We start from the raw sequence: 19143 nt of genomic DNA, 5'->3' as shown, positions 1-19143 counted from the left end.
CTCATAAATCAAAGAAAAATGAAAACATTCAAAAAAGTAGCAATACTTTCAACAATGATAGCTCCTTTGATGCTCTCGTTGACCAGCTGTGATGACTTGTTCAATCCAGCTCCAGAGAACTTTAAAGGCGAGGAAGACCTGAAGGAAATGCCTTCATGGGCTGCCGGACTGTTGGCACATGCCTATATCAGCAATCCTTTGGGTAACGGTGGTGAGAGCTATCCTTGGTCGGAAACCGCTACGGACGATGCTGTTTCAAACGATGTGAACAACGGATTCCGTAAAATTGCAGGCGGTGCATGGCGCAAGGACAATAATCCTCTCGACCAGTGGCAGCATCTGCGTGCCTCTATGCAGTATATCAACCTGTTCCTCAAAACTTCTGAGGACGTGACTTGGGCAGCTGACGAAGTTTCGTCAAAACTCTATAAGATGCGTTTCCAAGGTGATGCCTATGGTATGCGCGCCCTCTATATCTATCACCTGCTCCGTGCTCACGCTGGATGGACAGAAGATGGCAAACTGCTGGGTGTGCCCATTCTGACTGAGCCTGAGAATGTGAATTCACAGTTCAACTATCCACGTAACACATTCCAAGAGTGTATCGCTCAGATTGATGCCGACGTGAATAAGGCTGTGGAATTGCTGCCTGAAGAATATGGTGACGTCAATGCTGATGGTGATGTGCCTGCCAAATACCAGCAACTCGGTGCTGCTGCTTCGCAGTACAACCGTGTGTTTGGTGTGACTGCAAAGAACCGTATGAGCGCACGCATTGCTAAAGCTGTACGTGCACAGGCTTACCTCTTGGCAGCCAGTCCTGCTTTTGCAGAAGGTTCAGGTGTGACCTGGGAACAAGCTGCCAAGGCTATGGCTGACGTTTGCAAATATTTAGGTTCTAATCCTGTCTCACAACTCGATCCTAAGGGTGATGACTGGTTTACCAATGCCGACGCTCTGAAGAACCTCGCTAATGGTCAGAATACTAATGAATGGCTCTGGCGTACTAATGCTGGCGAAAGCTCTGGCATGGAGGAGAATAACTTCCCACCAACTATGTTTGGTAAAGGTCGTATCAATCCTTCACAGAACCTCGTCGATGCTTTCCCCATGGCAAACGGTTATCCCATCAGCGCTGCTGCAGCAAACTATGATGCTCAGAATCCATACGCAAACCGCGACCCACGTTTGGCTAAGTTCATTGTGCTGAACAAGTCTATGTTTGGTGGCAAGGAAATCGTTACTGCTTTCGATGGTACTGACAACAATGCTATGGACAAGAAGGATGGTGAGTCAACACGTACTGGATACTACATGCGTAAACTTCTCAATGGTGATGTAAACTGTAATCCTACTTCAAAGCAGGGTAAACACCACATCAAACCACTCATGCGCTTCACAGAATTCTTCCTCGGATTTGCTGAGGCTGCTAATGAGGCATGGGGACCAAGAGACAGTCGTATGGGCTTCTCAGCATACGATGTGATGAAGGCTATCCGTGAACGTGCTGGCATCTGTGCCAACGTTGACGACCCCTATCTGAACGAATGTGCTGCCGATAAAGATAAGATGCGTGAACTGATTCACAACGAGCGTCGTATAGAACTCTGCTTCGAAGGATTCCGTTTCTGGGATCTCCGTCGTTGGAAGGCAGACTTGAATGAGACTGTCAAAGGTATGAAGATTACTGGCGACCCCGCACACTATGAGGTGGTTGACGTAGAAACACGTTCATACAAAGACTATATGTACTGGGGTCCTATCCCTTACAGTGAGACCCTGAAATATGATCAGCTCCAACAGAATAAGGGCTGGTAATCAATGACATTATTAATAAAAACTGAAAAACAATGAAAATGAATAATATCAAAGCGATGGTTGCCCTTGGGGTTCTGGCTCTTGCCTCTACTTCTTGTGAGAATGGCGATTGGGATTTCCCCGATTTCGAATATTCGACAACTTATTTCGCTTATCAGGGGGAACAGAACCCTATCCGTACCATTACTCTGGGTGAAGATCCTGAGTATGATACCAAACTGGACAATAACCACCAGTGTCAGATCATTGCCACAATGGGTGGTGTGTATGACAACAAAAACGATGTGATTATCCAGATTGCTGTTGACAACTCGCTTTGCGACGGTATGAAGTTCAAGGGCACAGATCAGCCTGTAGTGGCTATGCCTTCCAACTATTATAAACTTGCTGCCAATCAGATCGTTATCCCTAAAGGTAAGGTGATCGGTGGTGTGACTGTACAGTTGACCGATGATTTCTTCAACGATCCTAAAGCTACTGAACTCAACTATGTGATTCCAGTGAAGATGGTTAGCGCTGTGGGTGTTGACAGTATCCTCTCTGGTAAACCCAAAGAAGGTATTGAGAATCCTTCAATAACCAACCTTGGTGACTGGGATGTGGCTCCAAAGAACTACGTGCTCTATGCTGTGAAATATATCAGCAAGTACCAGTCAAACTATCTGCGTCGTGGTGTTGATAACTACGCTGACGGTAGAACAGTTGTACGTCATGCTGGATTCGTAGAGAAGGACGAAGTAGTGCTCAACCAGTTTAAGACTCTTGGTATCAATAGTGTACAGTGGGATCGTCCTGCAAAGGATAATGCCGGCAACAATATTGATTGCTTGTTGAAACTCGACTTCGATGGCAACGGTACTTGTACCGTATCGTCGAATGTAGAAGGTGTAACTGCTACTGGTACAGGTCAGTATGCTGATAAAGGTGATAAGAACAGTTGGGGTGGTAAAGACCGCGATGTGCTCTATCTTGACTACACCGTTGAGTATAGCGGCATCAAGTGTGCTACCAAGGATACATTAGTTGTTCGCGACCGTGGTGTGAAATCCGATTGGTTCGCCTTCGAAAAGTAATTAGGTTTCTGATATAAACAATAACAAAAGTATGAAACATTCAAACAAGATTTTAGGAGCTATGCTGCTGGCTACTGCCGCTCTCGCCACTTCGTGTGTCGATGACGACAAGCTGGGCTATGCTTTCGAAAAACCAGCCTCTATTGCAGGCATGGAATATCTTGCAGACTACGACGCATTAAAAACATACGTCAACCGTTCAGAGCACCCCAACTTCAAGTTGGGTGTGGCTTTGGCTGCCTCTGACTATAATGCTGACGGTCTGGTGACCCGTTTGGCCAACTCTAACTATGACGAGATGACTGCGGGCAACGCTATGAAGTACGCTTCATGTGTGAAAGATGATGGCAAGATGGACTTCGGTACCGTTGAAGCCTTTGTCAACAACGCTAAAGAAAATGGTATTACCATCTATGGTCATACGCTGGCTTGGCATGCACAGCAGAACAATAACTATCTCAAAGGTATTATAGCTGCCAAGGAAATTGAGGTGGATCCAGATGCTAAGGTTGATAAGATTGACTATGAGAAAGATTGGAGTACTGCCCCTGGCTATTATTTCTGGGCTCCAGATGAGGTAAAGGCCAATATCAAGGTTAACACCGTAGAAGGTGCTCTTCAGATTGACAACGCTAAAGCTATTGACAACTGGAAGGTTCAGTATCATGTGGCTGATGGTCTGCCCACTGTTGCTGGTAATACCTATAAGTTGAAGATGACTATCAAGGCTACTGGTCAAGGTACCATGAGTTGGGGCGTTGGCGGCTGGGGTGGTCGCGCAGAAGGCTCTTTCGGTTTCGATACAGAATGGAAAGAGTTTGAGAAAGAGTTTGTGGCCACTGCCGATGGTGGATTTGTTCTCTGTCAGACTGGTCAGTTTGTAGGTTCCATCTATATCAAGAACGTTCAGATTACTCACTCTGAATCTCCTGTAATGGAAGTCTTCAAAGACTATATCACCAATGGCGCAATGGAAAGCGGTAAGTCAATGGATAACTTTGTGGTGGCTGAAGCTGGTAAAGGGCAATTCACTCCAACAGCTGTTGCCGGAGGTCCAGAAGGTAAGAACTGCATCGTAATCCATGGTAATGCTAATGCTGCAAATGAATGGGATACTCAGTTCTTCATCTATACTCCAAAGATAAATTGGAAGGCTGGTGACCAATATAAGATTTCATTCTACTACAAGGCTTCCGAGAACATCGGTTCTGCTACTCAGTGTCACGGTGCTCCTGGCGGTTATATCCACTGGGCTTGTCTCCCTGCCAATCCCAACTTTACTACCAAGTGGCAGAAGTATGAGATGACAGGAACCATCCCCTCACAGGTTACAGATGCTAACCCCATGCACTCCATTGCCTTCAATCTCAACATAGGTAAGGTTGATCACGCTGTTGACTACTATTTCGCTGACGTACATTGGGGCGTAATGGAGAAAACCAACAAGATTGAACTCACCGATGAAGAGAAGAAGGATACCTTGACTTGGGCTATGGATCAGTGGATTACTGGTATGATGAAGGCAACCAACGGCTATGTTACATCATGGGACGTTGTCAATGAGCCTCTTGCTGGTGATGACCTTGATGGTGATGGCAAGTATGACTTGCAGTCGGCTACTCGTGGTACAGTGAGCGAGAAAGATGCTGCCAACAACTTCTATTGGCAGGATTACCTCGGTGATGTTGACTATGTGCGCACCGCTGTGAAACTGGCTCGTCAGCGCTTCGCTGAGAATGGTGGTGAAGGTGAACTGAAACTCTTCATCAACGACTATAATCTCGAGTCTGATTGGGATGATAATATGAAGGCTAATTCGCTCGTGAAGTGGATTGAGGAATGGGAGAAAGACGGTACTAAGATTGATGGTATCGGTACGCAGATGCACATCTCTTACTATGCTAACGAGGCTACACGCAACTCGAAGTTCCAGCACATTGTGAAGATGTTCGAAATCCTTGCAGCTTCAGGTAAACTCGTGAAGATCTCTGAACTTGATCTGGGTTATGTGGATGCAGACGGTAACAAGCTGAAGACACAGGATCTTACTGATGAGCAACACAGAGAGATGTCTGAATACTACAAGAATGTTATTGCAGCATACTTCAAGTATGTGCCTGCTGCACAGCAATACGGTATCACCAACTGGTGTATTACCGATGCTCCTGCCAACAGTGGATGGCGTCCAGGCGAGCCTGTTGGACTTTGGGACAGCAACTACAACCGCAAACATTGCTATGCTGGTTATGCTGACGGTCTGGCTGGCAAAGGCACCGTAGAATAAGAAACTAGTTTTTATTAATACTTCAAGGATAACGTGTTTATCCGGCACGAGGACTGTGTCTCTGACACGGTCCTCGTTTGTTTATCTACTTTTATGGTGTAAAGATGCTCTTATCTGACAAAAATTGAGTATCTTTGCATGTCTAAAACTATGGATAGATGAATGATTTAAAACAAATGATTATTGGGGTGGGGGCTTGTTGCTTCCTGCTATTCCTAATGGGGTGTGGCGGTATGCGTAAACCTGCAAAACAAAGCCAAGCGCTGCCCAGCATTTTTCCCGATTATACTGATGTGACTATTCCATCAAATATCGCACCACTCAACTTCATGATAGAAGGAGCTGAACATATTCAGGCGCGTTTCCTTGTGGCGGAAAAGGAATTATTGGCTGTGTATGGCGACGAAGTTATTGATATTCCCGAAGACGACTGGAAACACCTGTTACAACAGACAGTTGGAAGGAAAATGCAGGTAGAGGTGGCTGTCTGGGATGAAAAGCATCCAGATGGTATCGGTTATCGTCCATTTAATATTTCTGTGGCAAAGGATAGTATTGATCCTTGGATTGCCTATCGACTGATAGAACCGGGGTATGAAGCATGGCAATTCATGGGCATCTACCAACGTGAGCTTGGTAGTTTTTGTGAGCGCGAGATCGTATCTAATAAAACTACAACAAGTGCTTGCATCAACTGTCATCATTTCGACCGACGCTCAGCGAAACGCATGATGTTTCATGCCCGTGGAGAGAATGGTGGCACAATAATTCTTGATCAGGGGCAACTGAAAAAGGTGGATCCAAAGAAAATGGGACCACAGAAAGGTGCTGTCTATCCTGCATGGCATCCCGAAGGCAGATACATCGCTTTTTCATCGAACACCACCAACCAAACCTTCTTCGGTCAGGGGCGTCAGCCACTAGAAGTCTATGACCGTGCCTCAGACTTGATATTGTATGATACTAAAGAGAATCAGGTGACTGCAGACAATCGTTTTCTCAATGAAGAAAGAATGGAGACCTTCCCTGCTTGGTCACCCGATGGTAAGTGGCTCTATTTCTGTTCGGCACCTGCCAAGAAACTTCCTGATGAGCGCAAGGAGATGCATTATTCTATCCTGCGCGTGGCTTTCGACAGTCAAACAGGACTGTTGGGAGAACAGGTCGATACCTTATATAATGCACGTATGGAAGGAGGAAGTGCTTCGTTCCCACGAATCTCTCCCGATGGTCGATACCTGTTGTTTACTTTGGCGGACTATGGCACATTTCCTATTTGGCACAACGAGGCTGACCTGAAAATGATAGATTTAACTACGGGTAAACCTGTGGATGTGGATGCGTGGAATGCAAAGGATCAGACAGATAGCTATCATGCGTGGTCTGCCAATAGCAGATGGGCAATGATTGCCAGCCGGCGTCTTGATGGTCGTTATACTCGTGTATATTTCGGTTACCTCGATGCTAATGGCAAGGCACACAAGCCTTTCTTGTTGCCACAGAAAGATCCGCGCAGCAATACGCTGCGATTGAAATCATATAATATTCCTGACTTTGTGGATGGCAGGGTGGAAATGCCCCAAGAGGTAGTAGAACTATTTCGTTGTCCCGATAAACTGATACAATGATGAAAATTCCCAAAATATCAACATCTGTGGCAATGGCTTTGTCTGCCCTTGCTCTCTTTGTAAGCCTTTGGCTCGTATGGTATAATAATTTTTATTATGTCCTGAAATGGATGGAGAATTATACTTTCTATAGTTCTTCGTCTGACATGATATTCCTTGGTGCGGTAATGCCAGGAGACGTGTTGAAGGTTGTTGGAGCCTGGCTGATACAGTTCTATTATTATCCAGTAGTAGGTGCTACTGTTCAGGCATTGCTTCCTGTCATGGTGTTTCTGGCTGCAGCTATTGTTGTGGTGCGCCTTTTCAAGGAATCGCGTAAACTCTTGTGGATAGCCATGATTCCTGTGGTCTATGTTGTGGGCAGCCAGTTCTGGGATAATGAATTGGACAAGACACTTACTGCCGTATTGGTTTCATGGGGCGTAGCCTTGATAGTATTCATCCTAACACTAAAAAATCGCAGAATATTCCATTTCCCGTCATTTATCTCGAATGGTTATGTGGCTGTGGTGGCCACGTTAATGCTCTTATTGGTTTCGGTCTATCAACTTGGTTATAAAGATAAATCCAACAATATACATGCGTTCTATTGTCAGTTGGAATGTCTTGCAGAAGACCGGCAATGGGATGAAATACTGGAACTTATACCTCCTGGGGTTGCACAAGAGAGTTTTATAGCCAGACGATTTGCCTTACTGGCTTTGATAGAGAAGGGACGTTTGAACAAAGAGATGTTCCTCTATGGCGTGACATCTGCGGATGACTTTATCTTCAAAGACCATGACGAACCGCTCTGCCGCCATTTCAATAGCCTGTTTTTCCGTTCGATGAATATGCCCAATGAGGTTGTTAGACAGAGTTTTCAACAGCAGATACTATCAACCTTCGGTACCAGTTTTAATGTACTTCGACGGTTGGCAGTAACCAATTTGGAAATAAAAAACTATCCGTTGGCAAAGAAATACCTTGATATATTGAGTCATTCGACCGTGATGAAGTCATGGGCAGAAGAACGTCGTCCGCAGTTGGAAGCCATTAAAAATGCTAAGCCCGACTATGAACAACGGTTGGATCAATTCTATTCTGCTGATCTTCTGGTAGCTATGGTAGCTATGGCAGACCGCTATCCGACAGAACGGAAATATGCAGATGTGCTGCTTTGCGCTCTATTGGCCAATAAAGACGGTAATCAGTTTTATCCAGCCTTTAAGGTTATTGCTGAACGACAATATGCGCACGGAGAACCTATTCCTGCCTATTATGAGCAGGCATTGATGTTGGTAGCGGCCTCAGAACCCGAGGTGATGCAACTCTACAAGATTAGTCAGCAGACGCAGGATGCTTTTCAGAATGTGATGAAACTGCTCAACAGTGGACAGAAATCGCAACTTCCCAACTTGCTCCCTAATTCTTTCTGGGCATATTTCTTTTAAAAGAGTATATGAAGTTTTAGATTGTATTTAACCCAAATCGGTCGTTAGAATTCGCAAGACAACTTTTTCTGATGACCGATTTGGGGTTTGTATTTATTTTTTCATTCGTACCAGTTCTTATTGGTATTTTGAGGCTTAATGTTGAGTAATTCAAACTTTTTGTTTATCTTTGCATAAGAATTCTTTTCACCCATGCCTTGATTATTGTGAGGCAGAATAGATATGGGGGGAAAATAGCGTATGGAATACCAAGAAACAGAGAATAAATAAGAAAACTACTCGTTAAAAGAACAACAAGAAATGGAATGGATTGAAAGTCTTTTTACTATACACTCAGCAGTACAGACTGTAGTGGTGCTGTCGCTCATTACCTCTTTAGGACTTGCCCTTGGTAAAATTCATATCAGAGGCATTTCGCTAGGCATGGCTTTTGTGTTTTTTATAGGTATTGTGGCAGGAAGCCTGCATTTTTCTGCTGACGAACAAATGCTGACATTTGCTGAGACATTCGGCTTGTCGCTATTTGTTTATGCCTTAGGACTGCATGTGGGTCCCAACTTTATTGGTATGATGCGTCACGAAGGTACGAAACTCAATATATGGAGTATGGGAGTAATTGCGCTTGGCACGGTCATGGCGCTATCGTTATGTCTGGTATTGCCCATTTCAGTACCTGATATGGTCGGACTCCTCTGTGGTGCTACCACCAATACTCCGGCACTTGGTGCAGCCCAACAGGCACTTTCCAATGCCCATCTGTCGCATAGTGGTGCTGCACTGGGTTGCGCTGTGACCTATCCGCTTGGTGTGGTTGGTGTGATATTTGTTATGATTCTGTTGCGAAAATTCTTTGTCAAACCGGAAGATTTGCAACCTCATAATAAAGATGATGAAGACCAGACATTTGTTGGGCAGTATGAAGTGGTGAATCCTGCCATTTCGTGTAAAACGATTGCTGAAATATCGCAGATGACACACCGTCAGTTTATTATCTCGCGCATATGGCGTGGAGACCGTGTGATAGTACCTATTGCCTCTACCGAATTACAAATAGGTGATAATGTGCTTGTGGTGACTAAACGTGATGAGGTGTCTGCCATGGATATTCTCTTTGGTAAACGCGTAGTGAAAGACTGGAATAGGGAGCAGATAGACTGGAACTCTATAGATTCATCGGTGGAGAGTCGTGTAATTGTCATGACACAAGTAAAACTCAATGGTAGAACGCTCGGTTCACTCCATATCCGACAGACTTATGGGGTTAATGTGAGTCGTGTGATGCGTGGCGATATCAAACTGCTTGCTACCGATGCTCTCCATTTGCAATATGGTGACCGAGTGACCGTGGTTGGTACTCCAGATAATCTTGACCATGCAGAAGCTTTCTTAGGTAACGCAGTACAAGTGCTCAACGAACCTAATCTCGGAGCCATCTTCTTCGGATTACTGTTGGGACTTGCCTTAGGAATGATTCCGTTTTCTATTCCAGGAATGAGTACTCCTGTGAAACTTGGAATTGCCGGTGGTCCGATTATTATGGGAATTTTGATAGGTGCCTTGGGACCTCGTGTACATTTCATTAGTTATACTACGCGGTCGGCGTCGCTCATGTTGCGCAAGTTGGGACTTTCGCTTTATCTGGCCTGTCTGGGCCTGGCTGCCGGTAAGGATTTCCTTGCAACCATCATACGTCCTGAAGGTTTACTGTGGGTAGGAGTTGGTCTATTGCTTACTATGCTTCCACTTCTTATCATAGGCATTATTGCCCTGAAGGCCAAGAAATTTGATTTCGGTACTATATGTGGTCTGCTCTGTGGTTCGATGGCAAACCCCATGGCGTTGGGTTATGCCAACGAGACCATTGAGGGCGAACATGTTGCCGTGGCCTATACTTCGGTTTATCCTCTCGGTATGTTTGTAAGAGTGATAATTGCTCAGGTGATTATCATGTTTATGGTTTAGAACGTAGGGGAAAGGTGAAGTAGAACTTTCCCCTTTTGTTGCATAAGGACAAAAAATAAGCCGCTAGACTCTCGTCTAGCGGCTTTTTTCTCTCAATTCGTAGCGAATTAGTTTACGCTATCATTTGCAACGCTATCAACTGCAGTGCTGTCAGCAACGCTGTCAACAGCAGCTACAGAATCGGTGTCAACCTCAGCAGTCTGAGCTTTGTTACCACATGATGCGAAAGAGATAGCTGCAATAGCTACGAACATAAATACCAATTTTTTCATTTTTCTTTGCTTTTTAAATCTGTAAAACAATCATTTGTTTATTAAAACGTTGCAAAGGTAGGCATTTTTTCAATACGTTGTTCTTTTTTTTAAGACTTTTTTTAGTGTTGTTTTGTAACTTTTTCGCAAAGTGTTGATATACAGGTATATACGAAATGTTAAAATTTGGATAATCTTGGCGCATTTCTTAAAAAACAGCGAAAAACCCGTTTTTTGCATTTACTTGAGCACATTGTCTTTTACCCAATTTGCCTCTAAATTGCCGTTCTATGGGCAATTTAGGCCAATCATCAACTAAGAAAGCGCCGTTTATATCGCTTTTTACTATCCCTGTAGTAGCAGTTTTGTGTAGGTTGCGTCTCTCTCTTACTTACTTTTGTTCTCCCATCGTGTTCCTATTATCGTCCGTCAGTTATGGGACTTGCTTGGGATTTACTTATGACTTACTTGGGATTGACGTGGTAAATAGGCTGTGTGCCTTATGGGAACTGAGTTCCCGAAGACATCCCGAACTCATCCCGACGGTATAAGATAGGTATAGTAATCACTTAATCGTACCTTTGACCTGTCGGTCTTAGGTACTCACGTTCGATAATCCAAAAGAAAAACTTAATTTTCTTTTTGTATTCTACTCACTTAATCGTACCTTTGACCTGTCGGTCTTAGGTACTCACGTTCGATAATCCAAAAGAAAAACTTAATTTTCTTTTTGTATTCTTCTCACTTAATCGTACCTTTGACCTGTCGGTCTTAGGTACTCACGTTCGATAATCCAAAAGAAAAACTTAATTTTCTTTTTGTATTCTTCTCACTTAATCGTACCTTTGCACGAGAAAACGTAATATATATAAATAAGGTATGATTGATACATCGGCATTTCAAGGAAAACGAGCCGCCTATTTTACTTTGGGTTGTAAACTGAACTTTTCTGAAACATCGACTTTTGGAAAGATGCTCCATGATATGGGAGTGACAACAGCACAGAAAGGTGAACGGGCAGACCTCTGTCTCATTAATACATGCTCTGTTACGGAGGTTGCCGACCATAAATGCCGTCAGGCAATTCATCGTTTGGTGCGCCAGAATCCTGGTGCTTTTGTTGTCGTTACGGGGTGTTATGCTCAGTTGAAACCTCAAACGGTGAGTGAAATAGAAGGGGTAAGTCTTGTGCTTGGTGCTAACGAGAAGGCGCAACTCATCCAGTTTCTCTCAGAGAAATGGGGTGAAGTGTTGGGTGGAGCCGATATTTCTGTTTCCGATGGGCAGGATGAAAAGACTAAATCCGGAGAAGGCCACTATTTTGTGCAGAAAACCAAAGATATCAAGAGTTTTGCACCCAGTTGTTCACGAGGCAATCGCACTCGCTATTTCTTGAAAGTACAGGATGGTTGCGATTATTTTTGCACCTATTGTACCATTCCATACGCACGTGGCTTCAGCCGCAATCCAACCATCGCCTCTCTGGTGGAACAAGCAGAGCAGGCAGCTGCCGAAGGCGGCAAGGAAATTGTGTTGACTGGTGTGAACATCGGAGACTTTGGAAAGACTACCGGTGAAAGCTTTGTAGATTTGGTTAAGGCATTGGATGGAGTGAAAGGAATCTCACGTTACCGTATCAGTAGTCTTGAACCCGACTTGATGAGCGATGAACTCATCGACTATTGTGCTCAGAGTCGTGCTTTCATGCCCCATTATCACATACCGCTACAGAGTGGAAGTGATATGGTATTGAAATTGATGCACCGCCATTACGACCGTCAACTCTTTGCCGATAAGATACATCGCATCAAGGAAGTAACACCTGAAGCTTTTATCGGCGTGGATGTTATGGTGGGGTGTAGAGGCGAAACACCAGAATGCTTTGAGGAAACATTTGAATTCCTGCAATCGCTTGATGTTACCCAGCTTCACGTGTTCCCTTATTCAGAACGTCCTGGAACATCGGCACTCTCCATTCCCTATGTGGTCAGCGATCAAGATAAGCGTGAGCGTAGTAGAAGACTGTTGGAACTCTCCGATCAGAAGACCGAAAATTTCTATCGCCAGTTTATTGGCACTACAGCCGAAGTTCTGTTTGAAAAGGCACCACGAGGCAAAGCCATGCATGGATTCACCAAAAACTACGTTCGTGTGGAACTTCCTGCCGCAGAAGCACGTGAGGAATATGACAACCAGCTGATGACCGTCAGACTTGGCGACTTCAATCACGATCATAGTGCCCTACGTGTTACATTAAAATAAACAAGAACATCACAACTCAATATCACAACCCGCAAAAGATGGATAAACTGGCAATTGTTATTCTCAACTGGAACGGACAGAAAATGTTGCATCAATATCTGCCTACCGTTCTACAATACTCCAAGGATGAAGCTGTAATTTATGTGGCAGATAATGCCTCGACAGACCAATCGCTCGCTATGCTTGCCAGCGAGTTTCCATCGTGCAGAACCATTCCTCTTGATAAAAACTGGGGATTTGCTGAAGGCTACAATAAAGCGTTGAAACAGATAGACGCAGAGTATTATCTGCTGCTCAACTCTGATATTGAGGTGACCCATCATTGGCTGACACCCCTTATCGAGTTTATGGATGTACATCCTGAAGTGGCAGCCTGTCAGCCTAAGCTCCTTTCCATCTATGACCGCGACCGATTTGAGTATGCTGGAGCAAGCGGAGGTTTCATCGACTGTTATGGTTATCCCTTCTGTCGCGGACGTGTGTTCGAGACGGTAGAACAGGATAACGGACAATATGATTTCCGGCAGGAAATACATTGGGCAACAGGTGCTGCTATGATGATTCGTTCTGCCGACTATTGGGCTGTGGGCGGACTTGACGGTCGTTTCTTTGCGCATAATGAGGAAATCGACCTCTGTTGGCGATTGCGTATTAGCGGACGAAAGATATATTGCTTGCCAGAGAGTTACGTCTATCATGTGGGAGGAGGAACGCTCCCTAAGGGCAATCCCATGAAGACCTTCCTCAATTTCCGCAATAATCTTACCATGCTTTATAAATGTCTGCCCGATAAACAGCTTCACAAGGTGATGCTGATACGTTGGGTGCTTGACTATGTGGCTGCATGGAAGTCGCTCCTGCTTGACCGTAATGTCAGCGAGTTCCTGGCTGTTTATCGTGCACGCCATGCCTTCCGCCGTTGGCGTAAGGATTTTGCAGAAGACCGTAAAACAATTCAGGCCGGCAGAACTTCTGCCAGCCTGACGGATACTTGTACGTTTAGTATTCTTTGGCAGTATTATGCCAAAGGGCGCAAACGTTATTCGGATTTTGTTTGACGGAGCTTTTCCGTTACCACAACGGGATTCATGAGGTCTTTCTTCCACAACTGGAGATAGTCAAACCAGTCTTTGGCAGAATGATAGCCAAAGCTCTCGTTGTCAGAACCGAACGTGATATAGTAGCGCATGGCCTTATCGATACCGCCGATGACATAAGGATAGTTGTCTTTGTTGGCAGGCTGTTCGCTCACAACATGTTTCATGGGAAGGCAAATGCCCAATCCAACTGTTTCGCGCTTATGACCTACAGAATCTTTGGCAGATACCGTCCAGTCAGAACCCCAACAACCGCGTAGTCCCTCATGATCGGAATATTCCGTTGAGTTTTTTATATTGATGATACCTGTAGAAAATTGATGGTTGGCAACTGCTTGTCTGAAAAATACATCAACTTGGCAGTCTCGGCGACCAGCATAGAGCGTGTAGCGTGTGGTCATCGTTATAGGATAGGGATGGAAAGCGTTGTTGCCCGTTTTGTCTTTCCAACCATCGTCCACCACTTCTACTATCGTGCGTAAGGGCCCGTAGCTGATGATGCGTTCTGTGCGATGATCCACATCCTCCAACAGGGTAGGCTGCTGTCCGTCCCATCCGCGCATAGTGCCCAGTCCAAATGTGTTACCCACCCAGAGTACGTCGTCACCATAGCCTGCCTCCTTTTGCTGCTTGTTGGTGTAGAATTGTGTTTCCTTCAGTTCCAGTCCCTTACGGTATTTTCCATAGAGATCTACGGTCTGACGATGATCGAAATAGATGCGATAAGCCACTAACTCGTTTTCAAAGGCTGGTCCGTGGTGATGCATCTGCCAGTAAGGGTTTGTGCCGTTCTCAACGGTCAGACTGCTGATAAACAGGTTTTGCTCGTTGTTGGACTTTACTTTCTTGTTGAGCAGTATCATATCAGCATACACCAGAGACTTGTATTTTCTTGGTTTTCCGCTGTTGAGCAGTTCTACGTTGTAGGTTGTCGTAGATTTCTTTGGCATATCTGCCATGAAACAGAGTTCATCGTAACAGCCGTCACCATTGAGGTCGTCCAGCTGAGATGCAATTTCCTGCCCGTTCATTTTAACGATGGCTTGACGGATGTCAGTACCGTATGGAGCAAGATTAATCACGATGGGTTGGGCGGTACGCTCCGTCTTCATGGTGTTTTTTACAGTAATGTCTAATTGTTTCTGTGCCATAAGTACACAGCAAGACAAGCCACAGAGGGCAATAGTTGCTATTTCACGTTTCATATACCGAAAATCTCTTATGTTTGTTTTCTGATTAGTTTTTCTTGTGCAAAATTAGCCTTTTTACCTTGTTTTTTATCTTTTTTTTGCTTAAAACTTGGAATATAAAATATTTTTTAGTAAATTTGCGGTGTATTTTAACATTATATAATATTACAAAGACGGCCTTTTTTATATCAATGCGGAAAACTTATATACTTTTGTCGGTTGTGATGCTGATATGCCTCGGTTGCGAGTGGCGCCTGAAATCGGGCGATACTGAAATGGGGCATGACCAGTCGTTGATAGACCGATATGATCGTATTGAGATGCTTTATCTGACCACTGGCGATTATTCCGCTTTGCAGCAGATGCAATCCGACTATCCTGGTCAAACTCGGATGTTGATAGAGGATGTGTTGCATATAGGCCATGTGAATGATGTTGGCATCAACCAACGTTTCCGCCATTTCTTCTGCGATTCTACGCTTCAGCGCTTGTTGGCAGATGTACAGGTGGAGTTTGCCAGTCTTGATGATGTGTCGCATGACTTGCAGAAGGCTTTCAAGCGCATGAGAAAAGAGTTTCCCGATATCGTGCTTCCTACCATCTATACTCAGATTGGTTCTTTTGACCAGAGCATAGTAGTAGATAGCAATATGGTTGGTGTCTCGCTCGATAAGTATTTAGGTGCCGACTATCCATTTTATCTGCAGCATTATTCTGACGCGCAGCGTGCGATGATGACTCGTCAGATGATAGTTCCCGATTGTGTGGCATTCTATATTTTGAGTATGTTCCCAACACCTGATGGCTTGACCAAAGCGGAAATACATCGTGAGCTGCGTGCTGGAAAAATTCAATGGGTTGCTAATCAGATTGTTGGAAGGCGTGCTTTTCGTAATCCAGAAGTTGATGCAATAGATCGCTATATGAAGTCTAATCGACACAAGTCTATTCAGCAGTTGCTCAACAGTCACGATGCTATCGTGGAATGAGCAACCACGTTTCTTTAGATGGTTGCCCTTTGTACTTTAGAATCCCATAGTTTTTATTTGTGCCCTTTTCTTTGAGAATCTTATGTAAAGAAATTGTGCTAATATTTGTCGTTTAGCTCCATTACAGTATTACAGTATTACAGTTTCTGAAAACTGTTTTTAGGCTTATATAATGGATTTTTCATGTTTTTGCTTGGCAAAAATGCTGGAAACCCATTGTTTTTGCTTTTTGAAAACTGTAATACTGTAATACTGTAATGGGTGTAAGATAATGTGGTGTAAATATATACTCAGCGTTGGGTGCTTCAAAAACGGGGCTGATACCCTCATATAATGATTGCTATTAATCCCCAATTGTTCATAAGACTATTGCCAGTCATAAAACCTTATTGATATCCGAGTGCATGATAGAGCCGGCCTTGTTGGGCATTTGTCCTCGTCATATAGTTTAGAAGGCGGTCGGTAAACTCATGGTTTTTCAATCCCCATTGTGGGGCAATCTTCATCTCTTTTGGCGATTGCGACACGAAACGCTCTACCACGATGTCAGGTCTTAGTCTTTCCAAATAGGCTGTAACCAAACGGATGTATTCATCAACGGTATAGAGCGGAAAAGGATTTTGTTGGTATAGGCGTGCCAATGGTGTGCCTTTAATGATTTGCAATTGATGGATTTTTAATAAGTCGAGTGGTAGGGCAGATATCAAATCGGCTTGGCGCATGCTTTCTGTCTCATCTTCACCAGGAAGTCCCAATATGACGTGCCCACCAGTAAGTATGTCTCTGTCATGAGTTGCTTTGATTGCTTGACATGATGTCTCAAAAGTATGTCCGCGGTTGATGAGTTGCAGCGTGGTGTTGTTGGCAGACTCGATGCCGTATTCCACGATGAGAAAGGTCTGTTGGTTCAGTTGTTCCAGATAGTTGAGTGTTGTTGCGTCTATGCAGTCTGGGCGTGTGCCGATGACCAGTCCTACCACGTTTTCTACGTCAAGAGCTTCCTCGTAGCGGCGTTTCAGTGTGTCTATATCTGCATAAGTGTTGGAGTACGCTTGAAAATATGCCAGATATTTCATATCCGGATATTTATGACTGAAAAACTGTTTTCCCTCTTCCAGTTGTGTAGTGATGGATTTCTCAGGATTACAGTATGATGGATTGAAGGTACGGTTGTCGCAGAAGATACACCCTCCTGTACTGATGTGTCCATCTCGGTTGGGACAAGAGAAACCAGCATCAACGGCAATCTTCTGTACGCGAAATGGAAACTGTTGCCGTATCCATGTACTGTAGGAGTTGTAGCGCATGTTGTAGGAAGATAAGGAAAGTAAAGAATATAAAAAAAAGAGTAAACAGTGTTTCTGTAAGCCGGGTTCTGTTCCTTGCCAAGGCAAGGCGTCTGCCATTTATCTACTACGCAGGTCACCCTACGTCTCTAGCATTCTACCCTCCATCGTTGTTACTCGGGCGGACAACCCTCAGACGATGGTTTACGTGAACTTGCAGCTCCCAGATGGAACAGCCCGACGATCACCCGTCGGCTGGTGGTCTCTTACACCACCTTCTCACCCTTACCCTTGCGGGCGGTCATTCTCTTCTTCCATATCCAGCTGTCGCCAACTGCTTCTGTTTTCGGAAGTGGGACGTCCTATGCTGCCCGGACTTTCCTCTCGCACCATTGCTGATGCCAGCGGCAGACCGAAACACTGTTTACTATCTTTTCTGCGTTTATTTCTTTGGTTCTTCTTCTATGTCAAGATTGACTGTAGAGAATTTGAAGTCGTTGGTATTGAGATACTTCATATCGTATTTGCGTTTCGACTTCGACGTGTATTGTTTTCTCATTTTGAGATATTTCTTCTCTGCATCTTCTCTTTTGAGTGCAAATATTACCAAGCAAACCCTATTGGGGTGTTGTTGTGCTGTGAGGTATTCGTTGAGTTGGCGTGAGTAGTGTTCTCTGCCCAACAGAAATTTTGTTTTGCTTTCTATCCAGACGTTGGTGATTTCCTGCACATCGGTCATGTAGATGGTGGAATCTTGGAAAGAAGCTGAAAATCCAAAGATATAGACTTTCGGAGTCTTTATGTTTTTGGCGTTGACTACCATTGGCATGGTTAGCGCCATGAGAAGCAATAATATTGCTTTTGTCATTGTTTTCATTGTCCTAAATATGATTTTAACATCGTGTTGTTCGTATTATTACGTAGCCTCCTAATGGCTTTCTCCTTAATCTGTCTGACACGTTCGCGGGACAGACCGTATTTTTCACCCACCTCTTCCATGGTCATCTCTGGTGAGTTGATACCGTAGAGGGCTTCTATTACAGAGCGCTCTTTGTTGGAGAGTGTTTTCAGCGCATTCTCTATTTCTGCTCGCAGCGATTCTCTTACGAGTTCTCGGTCAGCCATCGGTGAGTTGGTATCTTCCATCACGTCGATGAGGCTACTGTCTTCACCATCGGCAAATGGAGCATCCATCGATACATGGCATGTGTGAGCATTGAGCGCTTCGTCAATTTTATCCTGCGGCAAATCAACAAGCTGCATCAGTTCTTCCGACGATGGTTTCCGCTCGTGTTCTTGTTCAAACTTATTAGCCTCATGGGTCACTCTGCTCAACGCACTTTGTTGATTGAGTGGCATTCTGACCAATCGGCTCTGTTCTGCAATGGCTTGCAGGATACTTTGTCTGATCCACCAAACGGCATAAGATATAAACTTAAAGCCTCGTGTCTCGTCAAATTTTTCAGCAGCCTTGATGAGTCCTATATTGCCCTCGTCGATGAGGTCGGGCAATGATAGTCCTCTGTTCTGATATTGCTTGGCTACTGAAACAACGAAACGTAAATTGGCCCTTGTCAGTTTCTCCAAAGCGCGCTTGTCGCCTTTCTGAATACGCTGTGCCAATTCCACTTCCTCATCTACTGTTAGCAGTTCTTCTTTACCGATTTCCTGCAAGTACTTCTCGAGAGATTCGCTCTCTCGGTTGGTGATGGATGTGTTGATCTTCAGCTGTCTCATAGGTTTTTTTGGTTTGGTGTATTTTGCAAAGGTATAGTATTTTTTTCGAAAGACCAAAACAAAAAACCTCTTTTTATAATATTTTTGTATCCTTGCTCCCTGATTTGTTCTTGGATCATGGGGGGCAAGGATA

14 protein-coding genes and 1 other RNA gene are annotated in these 19143 nt (G+C 44.4%); 9 read left to right on the top strand and 6 right to left on the bottom strand.

Going from position 1 to position 19143, the window contains the following annotated elements:
- Window positions 1–18 precede the first annotated feature (18 nt).
- The 6 genes from CIK89_RS06505 (at window position 19) to CIK89_RS06480 (ending at window position 10198) form a co-directional block, all read left to right on the top strand.
- Window positions 19–1818, top strand: coding sequence for a RagB/SusD family nutrient uptake outer membrane protein (locus CIK89_RS06505; RefSeq protein WP_094390583.1), 1800 nt, complete (start codon window positions 19–21; stop codon window positions 1816–1818).
- A gap of 32 nt (window positions 1819–1850) precedes the next feature.
- The gene (locus CIK89_RS06500) at window positions 1851–2891 is read left to right on the top strand and encodes a DUF5627 domain-containing protein (RefSeq protein WP_094390582.1); all 1041 of its coding nucleotides are present in this window, start codon (window positions 1851–1853) and stop codon (window positions 2889–2891) included.
- Between the two features lie 31 nt (window positions 2892–2922).
- Entirely contained in the window at window positions 2923–5175 is a 2253-nt protein-coding gene (locus CIK89_RS06495) for an endo-1,4-beta-xylanase (RefSeq protein WP_094390581.1), read from the top strand.
- 158 nt (window positions 5176–5333) lie between these two features.
- Window positions 5334–6803, top strand: coding sequence for a PD40 domain-containing protein (locus CIK89_RS06490; RefSeq protein ID WP_094390580.1), 1470 nt, complete (start codon window positions 5334–5336; stop codon window positions 6801–6803).
- The gene (locus CIK89_RS06485; RefSeq protein ID WP_094390579.1) at window positions 6800–8236 is read left to right on the top strand and encodes a DUF6057 family protein; all 1437 of its coding nucleotides are present in this window, start codon (window positions 6800–6802) and stop codon (window positions 8234–8236) included. The genes CIK89_RS06490 and CIK89_RS06485 overlap by 4 nt, the downstream gene beginning before the upstream one ends.
- 300 nt (window positions 8237–8536) lie before the next feature.
- Window positions 8537–10198, top strand: coding sequence for a putative transporter (locus tag CIK89_RS06480; RefSeq protein ID WP_094390578.1), 1662 nt, complete (start codon window positions 8537–8539; stop codon window positions 10196–10198).
- Window positions 10199–10305: 107 nt separating this feature from the next.
- Here the strand turns inward: CIK89_RS06480 and CIK89_RS13670 are convergent, their stop codons facing one another.
- A complete protein-coding gene (locus CIK89_RS13670; protein ID WP_173824964.1) occupies window positions 10306–10470 on the bottom strand; it encodes a hypothetical protein in 165 nt (54 codons plus the stop codon).
- 858 nt (window positions 10471–11328) lie between these two features.
- On the opposite strand from CIK89_RS13670, the gene mtaB reads away from it, so the two are divergent.
- The gene (gene mtaB / locus CIK89_RS06475; RefSeq protein ID WP_094390577.1) at window positions 11329–12711 is read left to right on the top strand and encodes a tRNA (N(6)-L-threonylcarbamoyladenosine(37)-C(2))-methylthiotransferase MtaB; all 1383 of its coding nucleotides are present in this window, start codon (window positions 11329–11331) and stop codon (window positions 12709–12711) included.
- Window positions 12712–12749: 38 nt separating this feature from the next.
- Entirely contained in the window at window positions 12750–13769 is a 1020-nt protein-coding gene (locus CIK89_RS06470; protein ID WP_094390576.1) for a glycosyltransferase family 2 protein, read from the top strand.
- Here CIK89_RS06470 and CIK89_RS06465 read toward each other — a convergent pair.
- Window positions 13751–15013, bottom strand: a complete 1263-nt coding sequence (locus CIK89_RS06465; RefSeq protein WP_094390575.1) for a DUF4861 domain-containing protein — start codon at window positions 15011–15013, stop codon at window positions 13751–13753. The two genes, CIK89_RS06470 and CIK89_RS06465, sit on opposite strands and share 19 nt — an antisense overlap.
- 176 nt (window positions 15014–15189) lie before the next feature.
- On the opposite strand from CIK89_RS06465, the gene CIK89_RS06460 reads away from it, so the two are divergent.
- Window positions 15190–15987 carry a hypothetical protein gene (locus CIK89_RS06460; protein ID WP_094390574.1) on the top strand — a complete coding sequence of 266 codons (798 nt, stop codon included), beginning with the start codon at window positions 15190–15192 and terminating at the stop codon, window positions 15985–15987.
- A gap of 386 nt (window positions 15988–16373) precedes the next feature.
- On the opposite strand, the gene CIK89_RS06455 is transcribed toward CIK89_RS06460, so the two are convergent.
- The 4 genes from CIK89_RS06455 to CIK89_RS06440 all read right to left on the bottom strand — a co-directional run bounded on the left by CIK89_RS06455 (window position 16374) and on the right by CIK89_RS06440 (window position 19010).
- Window positions 16374–17294, bottom strand: coding sequence for a TIGR01212 family radical SAM protein (locus tag CIK89_RS06455; RefSeq protein ID WP_094390573.1), 921 nt, complete (start codon window positions 17292–17294; stop codon window positions 16374–16376).
- Between the two features lie 41 nt (window positions 17295–17335).
- An RNA gene (gene rnpB, locus CIK89_RS06450) (RNase P RNA component class A) lies at window positions 17336–17697 on the bottom strand.
- An 18-nt stretch (window positions 17698–17715) separates the two neighbouring features.
- Window positions 17716–18141 (bottom strand): hypothetical protein, encoded by a 426-nt coding sequence (locus tag CIK89_RS06445; RefSeq protein ID WP_144007364.1) that lies wholly within the window; start codon window positions 18139–18141, stop codon window positions 17716–17718.
- Window positions 18142–18146: 5 nt separating this feature from the next.
- Window positions 18147–19010, bottom strand: coding sequence for an RNA polymerase sigma factor RpoD/SigA (locus CIK89_RS06440; protein ID WP_094390571.1), 864 nt, complete (start codon window positions 19008–19010; stop codon window positions 18147–18149).
- Window positions 19011–19143: the final 133 nt, after the last annotated feature.

Origin of the sequence: Prevotella sp. P4-119 (assembly GCF_002251345.1) — a bacterium.
GTDB lineage: Bacteria > Bacteroidota > Bacteroidia > Bacteroidales > Bacteroidaceae > Prevotella.
Note: the sequence above shows the minus strand (reverse complement) of the source record. Positions and strands in the feature narration are given on the sequence as shown.

Bases quoted from the DNA above. Each gene is read 5' to 3' on its own strand.
- CIK89_RS06460 (WP_094390574.1), top strand. From the start codon at position 15,190: ATGCGGAAAACTTATATACTTTTGTCGGTTGTGATGCTGATATGCCTC.
- CIK89_RS06455 (WP_094390573.1), bottom strand. From the start codon at position 17,294: ATGCGCTACAACTCCTACAGTACATGGATACGGCAACAGTTTCCATTT.
- CIK89_RS06500 (WP_094390582.1), top strand. From the start codon at position 1,851: ATGAAAATGAATAATATCAAAGCGATGGTTGCCCTTGGGGTTCTGGCT.
- CIK89_RS06465 (WP_094390575.1), bottom strand. From the start codon at position 15,013: ATGAAACGTGAAATAGCAACTATTGCCCTCTGTGGCTTGTCTTGCTGT.
- CIK89_RS06495 (WP_094390581.1), top strand. From the start codon at position 2,923: ATGAAACATTCAAACAAGATTTTAGGAGCTATGCTGCTGGCTACTGCC.
- CIK89_RS06470 (WP_094390576.1), top strand. From the start codon at position 12,750: ATGGATAAACTGGCAATTGTTATTCTCAACTGGAACGGACAGAAAATG.
- CIK89_RS06485 (WP_094390579.1), top strand. From the start codon at position 6,800: ATGATGAAAATTCCCAAAATATCAACATCTGTGGCAATGGCTTTGTCT.
- CIK89_RS06480 (WP_094390578.1), top strand. From the start codon at position 8,537: ATGGAATGGATTGAAAGTCTTTTTACTATACACTCAGCAGTACAGACT.
- CIK89_RS06440 (WP_094390571.1), bottom strand. From the start codon at position 19,010: ATGAGACAGCTGAAGATCAACACATCCATCACCAACCGAGAGAGCGAA.
- CIK89_RS06445 (WP_144007364.1), bottom strand. From the start codon at position 18,141: ATGACAAAAGCAATATTATTGCTTCTCATGGCGCTAACCATGCCAATG.
- CIK89_RS06490 (WP_094390580.1), top strand. From the start codon at position 5,334: ATGAATGATTTAAAACAAATGATTATTGGGGTGGGGGCTTGTTGCTTC.
- mtaB (WP_094390577.1), top strand. From the start codon at position 11,329: ATGATTGATACATCGGCATTTCAAGGAAAACGAGCCGCCTATTTTACT.
- CIK89_RS06505 (WP_094390583.1), top strand. From the start codon at position 19: ATGAAAACATTCAAAAAAGTAGCAATACTTTCAACAATGATAGCTCCT.
- CIK89_RS13670 (WP_173824964.1), bottom strand. From the start codon at position 10,470: ATGAAAAAATTGGTATTTATGTTCGTAGCTATTGCAGCTATCTCTTTC.